At 64.8% G+C, this 19,801-nt stretch carries 2 protein-coding genes (1 of these 2 only partly in view); both read right to left on the reverse strand.

Translation table 11 applies throughout. The annotated features are described in order from the left end of the window. Entirely contained in the window at positions 1 to 921 is a 921-nt protein-coding gene (locus FMP39_RS14875; protein WP_141590606.1) for a peptidylprolyl isomerase, read from the reverse strand. After that, on the reverse strand, positions 918 to 19,801 hold the 3' portion of the coding sequence (locus tag FMP39_RS14880) for an Ig-like domain-containing protein (protein ID WP_141590609.1). The gene runs 12,178 nt beyond the window's last position; the window shows 18,884 of its 31,062 coding nt (coding positions 12,179-31,062); its start codon lies beyond the right edge, outside the window; the stop codon is at positions 918 to 920. Before FMP39_RS14880 ends, FMP39_RS14875 begins: the two co-directional genes overlap by 4 nt.

Raw genomic sequence — 19,801 nt, forward strand, 5'->3', positions numbered from 1 at the left:
TCATTGTTGTCCCCCCTCCCCGGCCGAAGCTCCTGACGCGTGAGTACCACCATCGAGCGCCGATAGCGCCGCAGGAAAGCGCTTGACGGGAATCTTCGTCTCCAGCTCCTTCATCAGATGGCTTTCGGCCTCACGCCGGGCCTCTGCGGCAACGCGTCCCCTCGCCTCTTCGAACGTCGGTATTACGGTTTCTACGGGCGCAAGCGCCTGGACCACATGAATGCCATAGGGCGTCTCGAACGGCTTGCTCACCTCATCTTTCTTCAAGGCAGCCGCGGCCTCGAAGAACGAGGCGTGAACCTGTCCTTCCCGAACGATACCGAGGTCGCCTCCACGCACCGCGGAGACCTCGTCCTGACTTACCTCTCGAGCAACGTCTTCAAAGGCTTCCCCACCAATGATTCGGGCATAGATGAGGCTTGCGCGGTCCATGGCCCTTCGGCGCTCGGCCGCGGCCGCATTGGAGGCAATCCTGATGATGACCTGACGGACATGAACTTGCCTCCGCGCCAAAGATGCCTTCGTGGACTCAAAGCGCTCACGCAAGTTCGCTTCGCTCGTGGCGCCTTGGAGCTCCTCCTGGAGGAATACTTGCGCCAGAACTTCGCGGCGAGCTGCCGAAAGCCGCGCACGTACATCGGCTCGCTGATCAAGCCCGGCAGAAACAGCTTGCTCAGCCAGGCGAGCCTGCCCGACAAGCGCCTCGAGCTCGGCATCCAATGCCTCCGCGCCAGTGGCGCGTCTAGAGGAGAACTCAACCAGGTCCGAGCGCCGAAGTTCGGTGTGCCCTACCTCCGCGATCACATCGGCATCACGGCAGCCGTATGCTGAGGCAACCGTCAAGAAGATGACAATTGCAGACGAGGTGCGCCTGAGCCAACGGGGCGCTGGAGCGCCCCGAGTGTAGGAGATGAGTTTCATGGCCGGATGATGTTTTGAGACTGCAGTCGGGAATTCATATCCACAGTCAGCGTCCCCCTGACGTCCAACGCGTCAGGTGTGAACACCGAAGCCCCGCCCTTGACCGTGAAGTTTCGGAAGGTCTGTACCCCTTCTGGGGTCCCAAAGAGCTCGGTTGGCCTCACTCGAGTCGGGTCGGGCTTTCGCGTTCCATTGTCAAAGACAATGTCGCCGTATTCTTCCTGGAGTGCCTTGAGGTACACCGTTCCCGTGCCACCTTCATCCGCCCCATTCGCAGAGGTACCGTTCCAGGAGAACGAGGATGCTGAGGCGTCATAGTAAACAGCGATACGTCCCCCTCCTGCCCAGTTGGAGCCGCCTCTTGCCGAAATGATGCCTGACCCTGTCAGTGCTCCGACATTGACGAGGACACTTCCTCCAGCTCCGCCATAAAAGCCACCGAGAGCACGGCCCGAACCGTTCGCGTACAGGTTGCCGTTCAAACGCATGGAGGCCGCAGTCAAATGGAGCACTCCACCCCCGTTTCCTCCGGCATCGACGTTGCCCAAGGATCCTCCTGCTCCAAACGTCAAGGGCATTTTGTAATCACCATAGACAGCAACGGGCTCGCCCTGAGAGAGCGGGTAGGTCATCCGCCCATATCCGCCATGGCTGCCTGCAGCGCCGACCCGTCCGGAGGGCACATTGCCATGAGTCAGGCCGGATGGATCGGGGTTCCCTTCTTGCCCCCCTCCCAAATAGCCCTGCCCCGACACATTGATGCTCGCTGTGTCCCCTAGATCGACGTGGCCAGTGACAACGATTTCTAGTGGCCGCGGCAGGCCGTCCGACCTGCGCTCCTGCCTCAGCACAGGATAAGTTCCGGTCAACTTCAAGCTCGACAATCGCAGCGGCGCTCCACCGACGACTGCAAGCTGTCCGTTTAGTTCCACCGAAACGTTGGGTTGGAATGCCCAAGGTTGACGCAAGGTCATCTGACTCAGTCCATTGACGTGAAGCGATGCCACTGCCCCCGTTACTTCTCCGTGGAAGGTGGCCCGAACGCCGCGCTCAATCTCGAGAGTACCCGTCGTGAGCGGCCCCATGACCTCCACGTCGCCATGCCCAAACGCAACGAAGCGGTCAAAAACGCCGCCATCAACGCGCGTAGGTTTTGCGCGGTCATAGAATTGGAGCGTGCCTCCAGCGTCGGTCGCCAGGATGAGTTCGCCATACTCCTGCGCTGTCCCCTTCAAAAACACCGTCCCCGCGCTGGCGTACTGCCCCTTGGCTTCTACCTTCGACCAGTCGAACGAACTCACGGCGGAGTCATAGTAGATTGCTACGCGTCCGCCACCTCCTCCGTAAGCCGTCCCCCGGCCAGCACCGTTCGCCTTGATGCTGCCCGTTCCGGTCAGCGCTCCGGCCTCGACACGGATCCCGCCGCCGGCGCCGCCATAGCTCGCATTGAGGGTGCTTCCACCTTCCGCATTCGCAAGCAATTCGCCATCCAAGCGCAACGTCGCCGCCTTGAGCCTTATTAGACCGCCCCCGTTCCCTCCGAGAACGTCCGAGGTTTCTCCGCCGGAACCCCCTGCTCCGAGCTCAGCCGGATTTCGATAATCGCCGTAAGTTGCGACAGCCACTGCGCCGTCAACTCGAGGAATTGCCTTCCCGAAGCCACCATGGCTCCCTCCAGCCGAATCGAATTCCGTCGGTTCATTTCCCAGAGTTTTGCCAGAGCGCTCAGAATTTCCTGGCTGCCGCCCCCCGAGATAGCCGCGGCCGCTGACATCGATCTTGCCTCCTTTGTAGATATTCGCCTCATTCGAGACAGTGAGGTCCATGACGTTTCGCACTTCTCCGTCTTGAGGACCATGGGTCACCACTGCATTCTGCAATACATACAGGTTCCGGAATGCATGGACGCCATCGATTCGGATGGTTTGACCACTTCGAATAATGATGTCCTGCCCTTCAAAGCGCATGTCATCAGCAGCAATGGTGCTGGTGATGTCCGCGGGATATCGCGCATCCAGGACGAGAACATCCTGAAACACCTCTGTCACCTGGCCATGCTGGTCTTGCGCAACGAGCGCGATGCGTGCGACTCCACCGGCGATAGGCGTGAACCTTCGACGAAGATTCGCTGACGTCGCTGGGGCGATGAATCGCTCTCCGAGAGCAATGCCATTCACGCGGAACTCTGCCCACGCGAGCGGGGTTCGCTCGTCGACGACGTATCCAATGAATTCTCTCTCTTCGCCGACCAGCATGTAGGTGATCGGATTGAGCGTAACGGCAGGCGGCCGATTGGCGCCTACCGAGTACGTTCGAGAGAAATGTACGACTGCACCCAGACTGTCGGTAGCAGTCGCAGTGACCAACAGCTGTGTTGCGGATGCCCCAAGCGTCACGTTCGCACAGCGCCTCTGGCACCGTTCGCCGCACGAGACACGTTCCTCCAGAGGTACGTCATCGGCGGTGGCGGTGAGCGTGACGACTCCGACGTTGTCGGTCGCCTGCACGCACGCGCGGACAGTCTCCCTCTGAATCGGACTGGATGGGAGTATCCAGGCATCGATTACAGGAAGCGGGTTGGCCGCCAGGACTGTCGTGCGTTCGTCCGAGCCCGTTCGGCCCCGCGAATCAGTGGCAACAGCCCGGAAATGAACCGAGGGCCGCTCACTCAGGCGGGGCAGCGTATAACTAACGGAGAGCACAGTGGAGTTCGAAGACCCAATTTCGACACCGTCCGCAAAGATTCGAACGTTTGACACGTCTCGATCGGCATCATTCGCCGTCGCTGTGACGGTAACAACTGTGCCTTCGCTCGCAGATGTGGGCGGGCTCGACGCTGCGAGCGTCACTGTTGGCGCCGTCCCATCCGGAAGGACGGTATAACTTTGAGAGACACTCGTCCGGCGTCCTGCCAGGTCCACGGCAGTCAGCACCAATGACAAGGACTGCCCTACCGCCTCCTCAGGCAGGAGAAGTGAATGGTTGAGCGTAACGCTGCTTCTGACTTGCGGCGAAACGGCGATCAGCTTCCCGTCCTGCTCAAGTTCTAGCCACAGAATCCCATCATCAGTACCTCTCAGCACCAGTTGATTGACAAATGGTCCCGCTCGCACTTGTGCCGGTAGGCCGCTTGGCGTCCCGGGAGGCTGAATATCTCTGAATACGTCGACAGGAACCGACGCTTCGACCATTCGTCCCCCACCCTCCGTCATGACCACGGTCAGAGGAATGCTCTCGGATGTATCGAAGATCGGCGCTTGGAACGCGCCTTCAAACTTCGACGCATCTCCCGGGACCGAATGAAGCTGGCCAAGATAGGTCGCCCCAAGCCGAGCTGTGACCCTGAAGGGAGGCAATCCCCCTCCCTTTTCTGCGGAGACACTGACAACAGCTCCTGAGTAGATGTCGGCTCCAATGGAAGGGACGGTCACGCGGAGCGTAGGCAACTCCGTGGAGGGTGGCTGAACGGCGATCTCTACTGGAGGCGAAGTGGCGATCGCGCCGCCCGCGCCGCGAACACGAACCTGCACAAAGTGAGACTGTCCGGCACTAGAGCGCGGATCCACCATCCAAGCCCCGCTCAGGCTCATCTCGTCAATGGCCGCCACCGGCCGCCCATCCACAAGCAATTCAGCGGCATCTACTCCGACACCGCGCGCGAGAGCATGGAGGTTGAATTCACTTCCAGCTTCTAGCGCCATGAAGCCCTTGGGCGTGTGGATTCGAACCGAAGGCGTTACGGCGTCTGGAGGAGTGTATGTACGGACACTTCCCGAAACTCCGACCGTACTGTCTGCAACCACTATCCGGCCAGACGCAAGAACTGCATCCTGCGCATTTGTCTCTGCAAGATGCGCAACGCGTTCCGCCGGTCCCCCTTCTGGCAAATGCCACACTTCGACGCCTGCGGCGCCTTCGCTGATCAGTGCCAGCCGTCCTTCAAGGCGAATCCGCTGCACGTCCCCCAGCGTAGACAGGGTTCCCACGAGCTCTGGCGAGTCTCCATCGCGCAGTTCGAAGATGGAGACCGACTTCTCGCTACCGGCCAAAGCCAAGTGTCCGTCAAGTGCAACGAAGGATGCCGATACGGGAAGCACAGCCGTCTGGATCAACTGTCCTGACGGAGCGACCTCCACCACGGCAACTCCATTGGTGCCCATGGCCACGAGCGCCCGCGACTCGTCACCCGTGACGTCGAGCACCGACCGCCCAAACGCCAAAGTCTGGCTGCCCGTCACAGCAGGCCAGTTGACCGATCTCAAGGTGCCCGACGAGGAAATTGCCCAGATCCGGTCAAGCGCAACTGAGAACCGATCCACAGGGCCAAGCGCTTGCTGGAGCGCTCCCGACCTGCTCGTGAGCCACTGAAGCTGACCTCCAATCGACGCGCTTGTTTCAGCGAGCCTCAGCGATTTGTCATCAAGGGCAAAGACGTTACGACCGAGGCTTTCGACCTGATGGATATTCGCGCCAGACAAAGCAGTTCCGCGAAGAGACGGTTCCGCCCCACCTGCAACGTCAATGTATTGAACACCCGATGCCCCGTTCGCAACAACGACGCCGCCCCTGAAGGGGGCGAGCCCGAACGCAACGTGCTGGACTGGCACAGCGCCCGTAGGCTGTCCCGAGGTCGGCGCTGGGAGTCGCAGCACCTGAAGGCCGGACGGGCCTACGGCGAACAAAAGGCCGCCGCTCAGCTGCAGATCGAGCACGTCAAGCTTGATTCGAGAGACCACGCGCGGGTCACTTGGCTCGCGGTAGTCCACCATTCTCAACCAGCCGTCATCACAAGCGATGTAGGCCACGCCACGAATAACCTTGAGCGAACGCACGCCCGAGGTCAGCGAAAGAACCCGTGCTTTAGCGTGGGTCTGATTCGCATCGATCCTTACCCAAGCATGAAGTGATTGTTCCGTTCCGACGACGATCAGATCCCCATCCCGTGCCACAGCGCGAATCTGCTCGTTCGGAACATCAATGATTCGCGAGTGCACTTCACCCAAGTCATTCACAGCAGGTACGACCACCCGTGATGCTCTGTGCGTGACGACAGGGCCCTCCGCGAGGGCCTCCAAAACTCGACTCGGCTCGCTTGAGCTCCCCCATTCGGAGCGTGCAGGAGAGGCCGGATCGCCAACATCAATCTCTTCGAAGCGATACGTCCAGTTGGACTGGTTACGCGTCGCGTAGAAAATCTTTGACGAGGCCACGCTGTTGTACGTCCCCGGCAACCGAGACACCAATCGGGGAGTCGACGGAACACTGACATCGACGAACCACAGGCCATGGCCTTCAAGAGCAAGCGCCGATAGCTGATCAAGTACCGCCAGTCCCACAGGAGGCACGGGCGTCGGAAATGAAGCCAATTGCATGACAGTGGGAGCGTGTGCGTTCCCGCTCACCTGCCCGATCCAGAGTCCTGTCGATGTTGTAACGTAGACCAGGTCCCCACGTCGGATGATTTGGGAAGCGCCATCGAGCGAGACGCTTGCTACCTCGTGTGGTCGCGCGCCCCCTGTTACCGTCCGGGTCGCCGAAACTGTCGAGATATTCCCAGCCTCATCTTCTGCAATTGCAGTCAGGCTCAGCAACGTTCCAGGAGCAGCATTCTCGGGGATTTCATACCGGAGCTCCTTCCCTCCCCCGGCCTGGCGTACCTCATCGATCGACAGCTCGATGGAGACGCGCTCCAATGCGACCCCATCTGCGGCCTCGACGCTGGCAATCAGCTCGCTGCCTGCGGCAATGAACTCTCCCTCAGGGTCAGTCTTGATGGACGTCAGGACGGGCGGAGTCAAATCATCGACGACAACGAGCGCCAAGGTCGCTGGGGCTGACTCGCGCCCGGCTGCATCTCTCGCCACCGCAGTCACAGTCACGGTCCTGGCGCCATCACCCAATGGGGTACGCACAGGCATCAGTAGCTGTGCGCCCTTGGCGCGCCCAGCCTCCAATCCATCAACACTCAGGACGATGGTCTCACCACCGGTTCCCCCCTCGACGGCAGCCTCAATCGTGACGAAGGTCCCTTCGTAAATGGGGGTCGTATCACCCTGCGCGCGCCGCAGCACACTCACCACGGGGATTGATGCCCCCGGGTCGTCGTGCACCAACAGCGTGCGTGTCAAAGGCGCGCCGCGTCGCCCCTGCACATCCAGAGCGACAAACGTCACTTGTACGGACGTTGGCGCTCCTGCTGAAACCATGGGGGCGCGGAGTTCGCCCGCAAGCCGCGGCGCCGTCAGGATGATGGGAGCGCCGCCAGCGAGCGTCACCTCCACCTGTGCCACCTGCGCTGGAGCCTCCGGCAGGGCGACGATGGGGAAGTAGGCGCCCTCCGGCACTTCCGCGGGCAGGCGCACGTCAGCCAGCGCTGGTCCGTCTGCCGGGCCAGGCTCGGTCAGCGTCACCTCGCGCTTGAGCACCACCTGACGTCCCGCGAGATCCCGCACCGCCAGTTCCACTGTGGCCGAGTCGCCCGTGGACGGCATGTCGATCCACTGCGGCAACGACGTGTCCCGGGTCTCCACGACGACGCCGTCGACAGAGAGTTCCGCCGTGAACCCGTTGAGGGGAATTGCATCGTCGGACACCGACGCGTCGACTGTGACGCGCGCTCCCTGGCGTGCCGTTGCCGGCAGCTGGAAGGCCACCCGAGGTGTCATCGGGCCACGAATCACCGCCAAGTGGGACAGTCCTTGCGAGGTCCCCCCTACCAGGGCGCCAGGCACCAGCGCCGCAAGCCCCTTCACCGCCGGGTAGAGGCCTGCTCCCATGACCGTCCCACGCACGTCCAGGACGCGAGCGCCTGAAGGAGTTCCCACCGACAACAACTCGCCAAAAGCCAAGGCGTTCAGCGCTTCGGCACCCAGCGAGACGCTTCCTCGCGCCAGCCACTCGGCTTGCGCCCCCCCTGTCTCTGCGACTGCGAAACAACGCACCTCGGTACCCGCCACGCAGACCCCGCCGTTTCCGAGCGCCGCGACGGCCTTGTAGGGAGCACCGTCCAACGGCAAACGCGCGAGCTCGCGATGCGCATGCGCAGCAGTGACATCCACCGCCACCAACTCCGTGGCCGTCATGGCAAAGAGCCGCGAGCCTTCGGCGGACAGCGCGAGCACCGGCCGCATGAGGATCCGGCTCGCCAGTGCTCCGTCAACGTGACGCAGCTCAACCCCCTGGTCGGTCGCGACCGCCAGCCAGTTTCGCGCACCGTCCAACGCTGTCGGAGCGCGAACGAGCGGTGTCGATTCCAGGGATTGGTGTTCGAGCCCTGGCAGTGAGAATCGCTCCAGCGCTCCGGCGCCCCGCTTGCGAATGGCGACCACGACCTCGTTGCCCGCGAACACGGCTCCCACAGGTGTCCCAGTGAAGCTCCGAGAAGCCACTCGTGCACCGGACTGACGCGACCTCAGCTCCAGTGCGCCACCTCCCCCACCATCCGACCGGACGACCAGGACCGAATCGCCACGTGAGACCAGGGCGACGGGCTCCATGAAGTCCAGGGCATCCTCTACGGCATCGGTCTCTCCCATGGACAGCACAGCCAGGGAGCCCTGCCGCTCGGCGACACTGGACGCGCCTCCTGGCGCCTGGAGCGATGCACGGGTGATGACTGGGGCGCCCTCGGGCTCCTCCGGCAGCCGCGCTTCACCCACTAGGCTTCTCGCCACTCTCTGCACGTGAACCGTGGTGTCCGCCACACGCACGGACAGCTCTGGGAGAACGCCAGCGTCGGTTTCCCCCGCCAGCGTCAACGTCGAGCCGCCCAACAGCAACGGCCCATCCGGCTCCTGAGCCAGTGCGACGTTGACTTCCGACTGACCGTCGTCAACGACGGACACCATGACGCGGGACACAAGGCTCGACGCCCCCGCCACGTCCGTGACCTGTGCGGTGAGCTCCAGCGGCGCCGTTCCGCCATCGAGCACGGGCGCCCGGAATTCTGTCGCCCAGGGAGCCTGGGTCAGCACGTGCTCCTCACTGCCTGCCGTAATTCGAACGGACGCCACGGAGGCGACGGAGACCGCCTTCACCGTCACGCCGAAAGGCCTGCCCTCCTGCAGCTGGGTCCCGGCGTCAGGCGAAGTCACCTGTGCGAACGGCCGAACCGGCGACGGCTCCACCGTGAACGAAGCAGAAGCGTCGGCCTCATTCTCCCGGAAATCACGTGCAACGACGCGAACCACATGTGTCTGGGCGCTGGAAACGACCGGCGCCTGCCATGTGACACGCCACGGAGTATTACGAACCAGCCCCACCGAGGCGTCATCGACGAAGAACTCGACCTCGGCGATTCCATTCGAGTCGGAGGCAAGGGCCTCAATGGCCAGACTCGCGCCCCCTGCCACCTTGCCACCCGCGACAGGCGTTCGAAGCTGGACCGACGGCGGCACGGCATCTCGTGTCACCGTGATGACTCGGGGCGCAGACGCGGTGACCTGCCCCTTGTTGTCGGTAGCATACGCTGTGAGCACGCGCTGTTCGCTCGCCGCCGAGCCCTTGAGGCGGGCCAGCGGGATATCGCGCGTCAAAGCTGCGCTCGCTTGGGTGAGGCCATCCAGCTTCGCCCACGGGATGCCATCCACGTGGAGTTCGACCGCCGTGACCACGGCGTTGTCCAACGCAGTCACCACCACGGGCTCCGAACCGCCCTCCTCCCGCGTCACGTCCGCGACCGGCTGCTGGATCCTGACTTCTGGCGGGGAATCCTCGACGACATGAATCACCACCTCCACAGGAGCACTGATGTTCCCGCTCGAATCCGTCGCGGTCGCAGTCAGGAGCTGACAGGTGCCCACCTCGTCAAGAGGCCACGTGTACACGTAGGCCCCATTGGACGCACTAGGCACGGGCGTGCCGTTCACGCTGAAAGTCGTCGTGACCGCCTGCCTACTGTCATCCGTGGCGGCAACGTGGAACGACCAGGAGACGCCCGCCGCGAACGAGTCCCTCTCCAGCACGACCGTACCACCTGCCCGCTGGAGCTGGAGCGTAGGCTTCGTGGTATCCACCGTACGGAAGTTTTGTCGGAAGGGACTCGCGACATTGCCCACTGCGTCCGTCACCCCCGTGGCGGTCAGGGCGTACCAGGTTGTCGAGGCGAGGTTCGCTGTCGGCGTGAAGCGCAGCGTCCGACCATCGGCCAGCAACTGGGACACGCCAGAAATGGCGATATCCGATGCGTTCAGCCGCAGTTGCAGAAGGCTTCCACTCTCGGCGGACAACGGCTCGTCGAACCGGACCTCGAATACGGACGCCAGCGGCACGTTCTGGAATCCGACCATCGCCATCGGATCGACACGCTCCACCTCTGGCGCGCGCACGTCCCCTCGGTACACGGCCTTCGGGATTTGGAGCGGCTCGGCACCGGGTTGAGACAGCGTGAGCGCAAGGTGACGGATGTCTCCCTTGGGCACGAAGGCCCGCACGCTGGTGGCCAAGTTGTCTTCGGTCACTGCGCGACTGCCATCGAACCGAACCTCGAGGCCGCGGTGGAACCCCGTACCGGAGATGTGGACCCAGCCACCCTCTACGTCTACCGCGCGCGGGCTCACGTCCACGAAGCTCATCGGCGCGACGTACACGAAGGGTGAAGCCGCTACGGCGCTGGCCCCGTTGCCCCCCATCACTCGGACCAACGCCGGCCCTGGCGCCGCAGATGAAGGGAGCACCACCGTCAGGACGCCATCTTGCGCATCCCCGACGCGCGTGGCCTCGACGCCGCCAATCTGCACCGTGGTCCCTTCATCAAAACCAACGCCGGACACCGTGACCTGAATGCCGCCCGCCATCGGGCCGCTGGCGGGCTCCACGTCATCCACGCGGAGCGATGTGGGCGCACCTCCTGCTCGGAGGACGTAGTCCCACGCGCCCAACAGGTGGCCTCCCGTCACCAACGGCATCGGCTCCAGGGTCAGCCGAGCCACGTAGGTTTTCCCGAGGTCGAGCTCGCCCGTTGGGACGAAGCTGAGCGACGACCCGCTGTGTCCGGCATTTCCGCCGACTGGCAGCGCACCGTCCCACAGCTGCAGCGAAGACGCCGCGGCCACCGATCCAGGCAGCTCCGAGGGCAACGTGACCGAAGCGCTCCCGTTCCGAGCGATGGCCGCGCCGGGCAATGGAGACAGCGTGTCAACCGTGGGGTACGGCAATTCAAGGACCCGCAACGAGCCGCTGGCACTCACGACGGCGACGCCATTGAGGACAACCGCGCCGGAAACCGTGCCCGGAGTGCTCGCGAACGTGCGCTCCACCAGGCCCTGCGTGGTGTCCAGCCAGGAGACCCGGTTCCCATTGGCGGCGATCAGCCATGGGCCGCTCAGCGCGAGCGTCTTGGAGAGCCCCCCATTCGGATCCACGGCGGAAGCCAATATCTGAGGCGCATCCACGCTCGTGACGTCAATCAGGTGCAACTGGGTCCCCGCCGAAACCACGACCCGGGAGCCCTCGCGTGTCATCGCCCCCATGGAGCTTCCGAGCCCAGGGATGTCGTCAATCAACGGAAGCGAACTACCTTCCGTGCTGCGCACTTCCAGGCGGGAATTGCTTCCGTCCTGGATCAGTAGGAGCAAGGCGCCGTCCACCACATCCAAGTCGATGACCTTGCCGCTGCCAAGGAAGGTTCGGGCAACGGTCACGTACGCCCCGTCCACCGGAGCCATGAGCGCCAGCTCGTTCCCGTCTGCGATCGCGACATAGGCGCCCGCGCCGCCCGCCGCGACGGCCGTCAACTCAAAGCCGGGCGCGGGAGCAAATGGCAGCCGCTCCTGCTCCACCGGACTGCAGGGCGCCTTGGGAGCGGGGCTGCACACCACGTCCGAGACGCTGTAGCGAACAATCTCGCGGCGGCCAGCCAGGAACAGGTCCTCACCATGAATGGCCATGTCCACGGGGTCATTAACCCCGCGAACCGCATCGCCCATGGGCTCCGGGCTTCCCGCCACGGAGAAGTCAACGACGGAGAGCCACCCATCCCGCGCAGCGAAGACACGGTGTCCCCGTCGAACCAGCACGGGCCCCATGTTGTCGAGGTGCGAACGCTCAGCCAGGGTGAAGGTGAATCCTCCCGGCAACGTCGCCTGCTGGGGAGGTGCTCCGGGCGTCTGCACTGTCAGGGCGACACGCCCGATCACCTGGTCCGGGACCTCGGCGAGCAATGCTCCCGTGTCGTCCATCGTCACGGAACGCGCGGGCTTGGCGTCGAAGTGAACCAGTGAGCCCGGGAAGAGCCCCTCGCCGGTCAGCTTGACCACCGAACGGCTGTTGTACGCGGCGTGCCGTGGCTGCACGCCAGCCACGGTCGGCGCCGCCAGATACCGGTACGCCCCCAGACGCAGGTGAGACAAGCCGCCCGGATTGGTGACCTCGACCGCCGCGGCCCCTGCCTTCCCAGCGGGTACCAACACGCGAATCCTGCGACCGTCCGCCGCCAGTTCCTGCACGGGAGCCTGCACGCCCCCAATCGTGACGGTACAGCCGCTCAGGAAACCGCTCCCGAGTACCTCCGCCTCATTCCCACCGGAAGCCAACCCATAGCCGGGCGACACGGAAGCAATTTCGGGGCGTTCCTGCACGGCATCCCGGCTGGTCCTGAAGTGGACCCGTCCCTGGGTGCCCAGCGTCGCGCCTCGGAGGTCCTTCAAACCGGCGCCGATCTGAAGCTCGTAGGCCGTATCCCGGGCCAACGGAGCGTACGGCGTCAACACCACCTGTCCGCCCTGGGCGTCCGATAGTGCCTGCCGCGCGACGGGGACCTCCTCTCCGGAATCCCGCCGCACCAGCTTTACTTCGCCCACGCTCGACGCATCGGGCAGCGCGGTCAGCAGCACCTGCGCAACGTCCCCTGGCGCCACGATGTCGCCATCTCGCGGATGCGTTCCCCGGATGTCGAGCGTGTCGAGCTCCACCGACGCCAGGGCACCTGCGAGCGGCAGCCCGGCATCGTCTGGGTCGCTGACAGGCAATTCGACGGGCGTGCCGTTCCTGTCGAGCACGAGCGTGCCTACCAGCAGGTAGCGGCCCATGAACGACAGAGTCCGTGCATCGCCGACCACCGTGGCACGGCCCAGCTGCGTGGGGGCCTGCCCTTCGCGCACGGAGAAGCGCAACACCTTGCCGCCCCCCGCGGCCACATACGCAACGCCTCCCGCGACGTGCGTCTGCTCAGCGGATGCCCAACCGCCAACCACCCCTTCCACCATCAAGGTACCTGCGGTCGCGGGATTCTGGACGTCCAGCAACTGGTAGATGGCGACTTGCTTCGCCTTCCCGAGCGAAAGGAAGGCACGTGTCCCTTCCACCGTGATGTGCACCGCAGGAGCCGAGAGCGCGACCGTCCCCCGGGTGCTCAGATCGCCCGTCCGGGCATCCAGGACATAGAGCGACGGAGCTCCAGAAGCGGCGCTCGACACCAGCAGGTTCGGGCCATACAGGGCCAGGGCACTCACGCCGCCTGGGATGGCACGGCTTCCGACTCGCAGTGGCCGGTGGCTGCCATTGCCCAGATCGAACACCTTCACACCCTCCGCGTCACCGACGAAGAGGAGTGAGTCGCCCAGCGCGATGTCCGACGCAGCGCCGCTGACCTCGAGCGGTGGGATCGGATCTTCGATGTCGCCGGGCGTCGAAACGTCTACGATACGGACGCCCCCTTCCCCTGCGGCGACGTAAACGGTCCCTCCGCGCTTCAGCACTCGCCGACTGCCACCAGCTCCAGAGAAGTCGAGCTCGCTGATGACGGTGACGTGCGTCGGGTCGCTCAGGTTGGCCACGAGCAGTCCGCCGTTGGACGTCTTCCGGTTCGCTTGCAGCGGCGGGCCCCCGTTCACGTCGTGGATATCGACGATGGCCCCCAAGGCCGCATAAGCCACGCCGGATTCGACGACCACGTCGCGGATTGGGGCCGTGGACAGCCGCGCTACAGCCCCCGCTCCGTAGAGGAACGCGCCCGTCAGCGGGGACTCATCGGAGCCCACGTGCGCAATCACATCCACCAAGCCAGCGGCATGTGGCGGCGCAACGACTTCCGCAGACTGGCTGCTCAGGACGCGGACATCGAAGGCGTACGTCCCCCCGAAGGACACCTGCATCCCGGGCGCGAATCCCCTGCCCTGCAACCGGACCCGGGTACCTCCCTGCTGCGCGGAACGTGTCGGAGAGAGACTGAGCAACTCCAGCGGCTCTCGATACACGAAGCCACCCAAGCGCAGTGCGCGGAGACCGCTCGGGTCGATGACCTCCACAGCCGCTGGGCCGGCGGCGTGGATGCCGTTGACCTTGGGGGCGGCAGGAACCGTCACGGTCATGGACGTTCCGGCTGCATTCACGTTACTCGAGGCAACCTGTCCACCCACGAGGACGATGGTGCCTGGGCTGGTGATGGTGCCCTGGCGGAAGCCACTTCCTTCGAGCTCGACCAGGGTCTCCTCGTCGGCGCGTCCGGAGGCAGGCTCCAATGTCTTGATGGTCGGCTGCAACGCGTTGCCGTCCACGACCTCGAAGGTCCCAACGAATGCGGCGGCTTGAGGCAACTGATCGAAGGAGTCCAGGCCATCCAGCACGACCGTGACTTCGTCGCCGGGGGTAAACGGCGCGCTCGGCGTGAAGATGACGGATGAGCCCCTCACCGCGTATTCGACGTGCCACTCTCCGGCGGCAGTGAGGACCTGGCCCGCGCGGGCCACCGTCACGGTCGCGGTCTCCGAGGTGATGGACGCCTTCAGCACTGGCAGCGTGAAGTCCACCTTCACGTGCGTGCCCGGCATGGCCTGGCCACCTGACACTGGCGTCATTCCGACCGCGAGCAGCTCGTTCGGAGGAACGACCTGCACCGTGTTGGGGCCGCTCGTGGCGACGAAGAGTGTGCCAGCTGCCCACCCCATGCCGGCCAGCCCCGCACCCACCTCAGAGTCCTGGAGCAGCTCGATGTCCGCCAAGTTCGAGAGGTTGAACACGTACAGGCGGCTTCCTACCGTCACATAGGCGCGGTCCGCACGAACGACCAGCCGGCTTCTCACCAGCGCCTCGTAGGAGCTGATGCCGGTGTCAACAGCAATGCCGCCCAGGCGAGCGCCCTGACGGTCGTAGACGGACAGGAAGAGCCCATCTCCCTGCGTCTCGACGATGTTCGAGGTCAGCGCGAACAGGCGTCCCGGACCGAGGTCCAGGGCCAAGGCATCCGCATCCAGCGGCACCGTCTCGAGCACGGGCAGCACGGGAGAGCTGACATCGAACACCTGTACGTTCCCTGTCGCCACCGTCGAATCCACGGTCGTGACGAACGCTTGCGTGCCCTCGATGCGCACCGCGGTGGCCCGTCCCGCTCCAGGGGCCGCGCTCCCCGTGCTCACCTGTCGCATGAGGACCGGGGTCTCTGGGTGCGTCACGTCCACCACGGCCAGGCCGGCCAGGTCGTTCGCCAGCAAAGCCAGAGCCCCATCCACATCGAGCCCCCGAACCGGAGACTGCGTGGACAGCCCTCCCAGTCGGAGAGGCCGCTCCGCCAGGCGCACATCAAAGATCTCAAGACCGGCCTGCCCCGGGGTGGAGACACCGACATACAGCTTGTCTCCGACCAGCTTGATGTCCGATGCCGTGCGCGGAGGGAAGCCCGGAAGGGCCATGCTCACGCCGATCGGCAAATCGTAGGAGAAAGCGCCCACCGCGACCGGCTCCGGGCACGGAGCGACCGATCCCTCGTCGCACGGCGGCACCAGCTCGATCATCGCGATACCGGCCCCGGTCGCCGCTGGCGTCGTGAACTCGAGCGACGAAAGGTTCAGAACGTCCACATCGACAGCGAGCTCATTCCCCACTCGGACGGTGGTCCCTGGCGCCACGGCGCGAACCGGCATCGACACCCGGACGCGCGTCTTCCCCTCCACGGGCCCATGGTCCGGGCTGATGGTCGCCGGCCCGGCGAACGGCTCCAGCGCGAGCAGGCCCGCCGGCAGATACGCCTGCGGCAGCCCCTCATCGATGACCCACAGGTCGATGGGGCCCGCATTCAGCGCAGGGAGCGTGAAACGCAGCTCCGTCTCAGAACGAGAGGTAATCGACGCCTGGAGGTTCGACGAGAGCTTCACGGTGCTCACGCCAGCGAGCCCGCTGCCGCGCACGACAACCTCTTGCCCCCCCGAAGTCGAGACAGTGGTCGGCGAGACAGCCGAGACAGCGGCGAAGATGGGCTGTCGAGCGTTCGCCTTGCCCGTCCGGAAGTGGGTCCGCAGCGGGACCAGCAGCGCACCTCCGCGCTGATCCGTGACCGTGGTGTCGACCTCCAGTCGGTACTCGCTCTCGGGCGCCAGCGCCGCACCGAGGGTCGCGACGATGGCGTAGTCGAGCTGTCCTGGATTGTCCCTGACCGCCAGGTCCAGGGGGATTGAGACGCCATCGGGGCCCAGCAGGCGGACCGAGTCGCTCGTCACACGGGATGCCGCGATCGGACGGTTCATCTGAACCACGAGCTGCGGAACGCTGGGTGGCACCGTCGTTCCGCGTGCCGGGCTGTAGCCCGTCACGAGCATGAACGGCGTCTCCAGCTCCGTCAGCCGGCTCTTGCCCGCGAGCATGAGCCGGTCTCCGACCGGCAACACATCGAGCGCAAACTCACTGTTTCCGCCGCTCAGCAGGACAGGATCTTCTCGTTTCGACACGTCCACGAGGACGACGCCGCCTTCACTGGCGGAGACGAACAGCACGTCGCCCACGAGCCGCAGGCGCTGCGGCTGGCCCGGGTTGTTCGAAAGGTGCGAATCGAAGTTGATCCGCTTGATGACCTTCAATGCCTCAGGAACCGTCACGTCCACGAACGTGAGTCCGTATTCGGCCGAGGCGACGATGGCCACGCCATCATGAACGACGACGTCCGTGAGGTTGCCATCGAGCGCAATCGACCCGACGACCTGGGCATCCGCCCCCGCGGAACCGTAGATGAAGAGGCGATGGTTCGTGGGTAGCGCGTCACGATTCTTGTAAGCCGTGCGTTGGCCGTAATCGAGCGACTGGTATGGCGCCGGCGGCATCAGCTGCGCAGGGTCACACTTCACGTACTGGACGCCCTGGTGCTCGCCGGTGACCACGTAGAGCCGCCCATCCTTCATCGTGGCACCGAACGGCTGGAAGTCCTCTCCGCCGGCGATATGGGACACCACCAACGGATCGGCGGGATTCCGAGCGTCAATCAGGCTCAGAGCACCCTTCGCGCCAATCAGCGGCTGAATGGGGGTACAGAAGCTGGACGGTGGAAGAGCCGGGTCCACCTTCAATCCGTTCGCGAGAACCCACGCTCCCACGGGAGTCGGGACCACACGAGAGGCCAACAGGCCTTCATCAGAAGAGCCCAGCTTCGCGCGCCCCAGGAGTTTCAGGCTTTCGAGCGACCCGTCGGGCTGCTCCGACGTGCCCCGCCCGTCCATGACCGACAAACCACTCTGGCCATTGGCGACATAGAGCGTGTCGCCCGAAATCGCCACGTCCAGCGAGTCTGGCATCAGCTCGACATCCGGCAATGGCGTGCCGCTTGGCAGCCGGCGCTGCAGCACGGCGACCAGCCTGTCAACCAGCGCGTCGGGAGGATCCACGACCTGCGCCCCTGCTGCCCTGGGCCGCGTGGCGAGCTGAACGTCAAACGAGGCCATTCGGTAGGACTGCGGCACCAGGCCACCGCCCGTGAGAATGCCCTGGTACTCCTGTTCGAATCGGTTGCCACTGACCGACGAACCCGCCGCGGCGTAGATGTAGAACGGTGACAGCGGGCTGCGCGAGAGCGCCCCAGGCCTGACCGAGAGCACCTGCTCCTCGCCGAGGAAAGGCAGGCCGTAGCCCACACGATCCGGCGCCGTGCTTCGCTCGATGCCATCCGGGCCAACGACCACGATAGGGGCATCACCGAACGAACCCGGGCCCGCAACGGCGCGCATCCGCGTCAATGAAAGCACCTGGACCTGGGTCGCAGGAATGCCACGGACCCGAACCTGGGTGGAGCCCAGGGCGTGAGCCCAGGCAGGCAGGAAGCCCTCACCCGTGATGTCCACCGTGCTTCCACCCCGGGGGTTCAGGAACTGCGGGGTGGCGCTCCGGATGGAGAGCGGGAGCGTGTACAGGTAGCCACCCGCACGGCGCGCGCTCAGTCCCGAGGACTGGTTCCAGACCACCACGTCCGCCAGTCCTGGCTCGCCAGGCGGGACCTTCACGGTGAGGCGTGTCGACGAGCGGGTCAAAACGTCCGCGGGCTTCCCGCCAATGGACACCTGGGTCGAGGTATCGAATTCGAAGCCCAGGAGTTCGCTGGTACCGCCTCCCGAGACGGGCCCCACGCGGGGCAACATCTGCGCTATCCGGGGGGAACCGCCCTCGGCCAACGCGCTCCAGAACTCGACCTCGAATGGGGCAACGAGCGGCTTGCCGGCCGTGTTTTCCAGCGCTTCCGACAGCCTCAGGCGCATGGGCGCGTTGGCCGGAAGCGGCTCGGTGAGCCGGAAGACGATGGTACTCCGCCCCTCCTCCACGTCGCCCGCTTCCAGGTCCCCCTCGACCAACATGCCACCTGCGGTGAGCTGGAACGCGGACTCAACCGTGTCGGCGTTCACCACGGTGGACAACGTCACGGTGATCGAGCTGAGGTTCAATGGAACCACCTGCCCGGGCGATACACTGGCGCTCACGACGGACAGTTCGGTTCCAGGGCCGAAGTCCAGCGACCAGCCGCCTCCAACTGCACGCTGGCGCAGGCTCACCACCCGGCCACCTGGCGTCACCGTGGCGGCAAAGGTGCTGCCCGCGTGTGCTCCCGTGACGTGGTGCAAGAGCTGCGGCGATCTCGGAGCAGTCACGTCCACGACCGCCACTCCCGCGGCGCCAGCCGACACGTAGGCAAGGCTCCCCACCAGACGTACGTCATTGGCAAACCCGCCAACATCGATCTCGCCAAGCTGCTGCGGGTTGCACGGGTCGCTCACGTCCACCAACACCAATCCATCATGGCCCGCGGCCACGGCGGCGAGCGTGCCCCGGAGCCGCACGCGTTGGACGTTGACGTCCAGCATTCCCTGGACCGTCAACGGCCCTTCCACCGAGAGCGTCCGCAGGCTTCCGCCGGCCACCTCGCCCGATGACGTTCGTGTTCCAACGCCCGCCACCGCCAGCCCGGCCTCCAGCGCCACGGCTTGCGCACCGGGGTCCGACGCGAAATCTCGAATGGGGAATGGCTCATGCGAGATATCGAAGGTGTGGAAGCCCGCGCTGGCGGCCGCAGCCAGCAACCGCTCTCCGCGCGCATCCACGTCATACACCCCAGCGTCCGGAATGGTCCGCTCGCTTATGAGCTGCGGCTTCGCTGGATCGGAGATGTCGAACTCGTAGATCCCGCCCACGACGATGCCCTTTTCGTCGTCCCGTGTCGCCACGCCACTGGCAAAGAGCCTGTCGCCCCCCGTGTCTGGATACGACACCGCCCACAGGTCACCACCGCTTGCGGTCCCCACGATCCGGTCATCGCCGACGATACCGTCCTCGTCCACGACTTCGGCCTGGCGATCGGGAGGAATGGGAATGGGAGCGCTCTGCCCCGTCTGCGAGCCAGGGGTATACACGCCCGACATATCCACGACATGCAAGCCGTGGCTCCCCACCACATAGGCATAGGAGCCAATCACCACCGCGTCCCGAAGGGTGCCCTCGAGCACGACCGAGGCCCCCGTGGGCGCATCGTAGGTAAAGGCAGCCGGAAGCGTGCTGGATTCGCCGTCCGGGTTCTGCACGGTGACATGCGCGGGCCCCGCGACTCCGTTCGGAGTGTAGGCCTCGAGCCTGTTGAGTCCCAGGACGCGAACGCGCTGAGCCTCCACGCCATTGAAGAGGACGGTGACGTGCCCGGTCA

The organism is Myxococcus sp. AB056 (assembly GCF_006547365.1).
GTDB lineage: Bacteria > Myxococcota > Myxococcia > Myxococcales > Myxococcaceae > Myxococcus > Myxococcus virescens.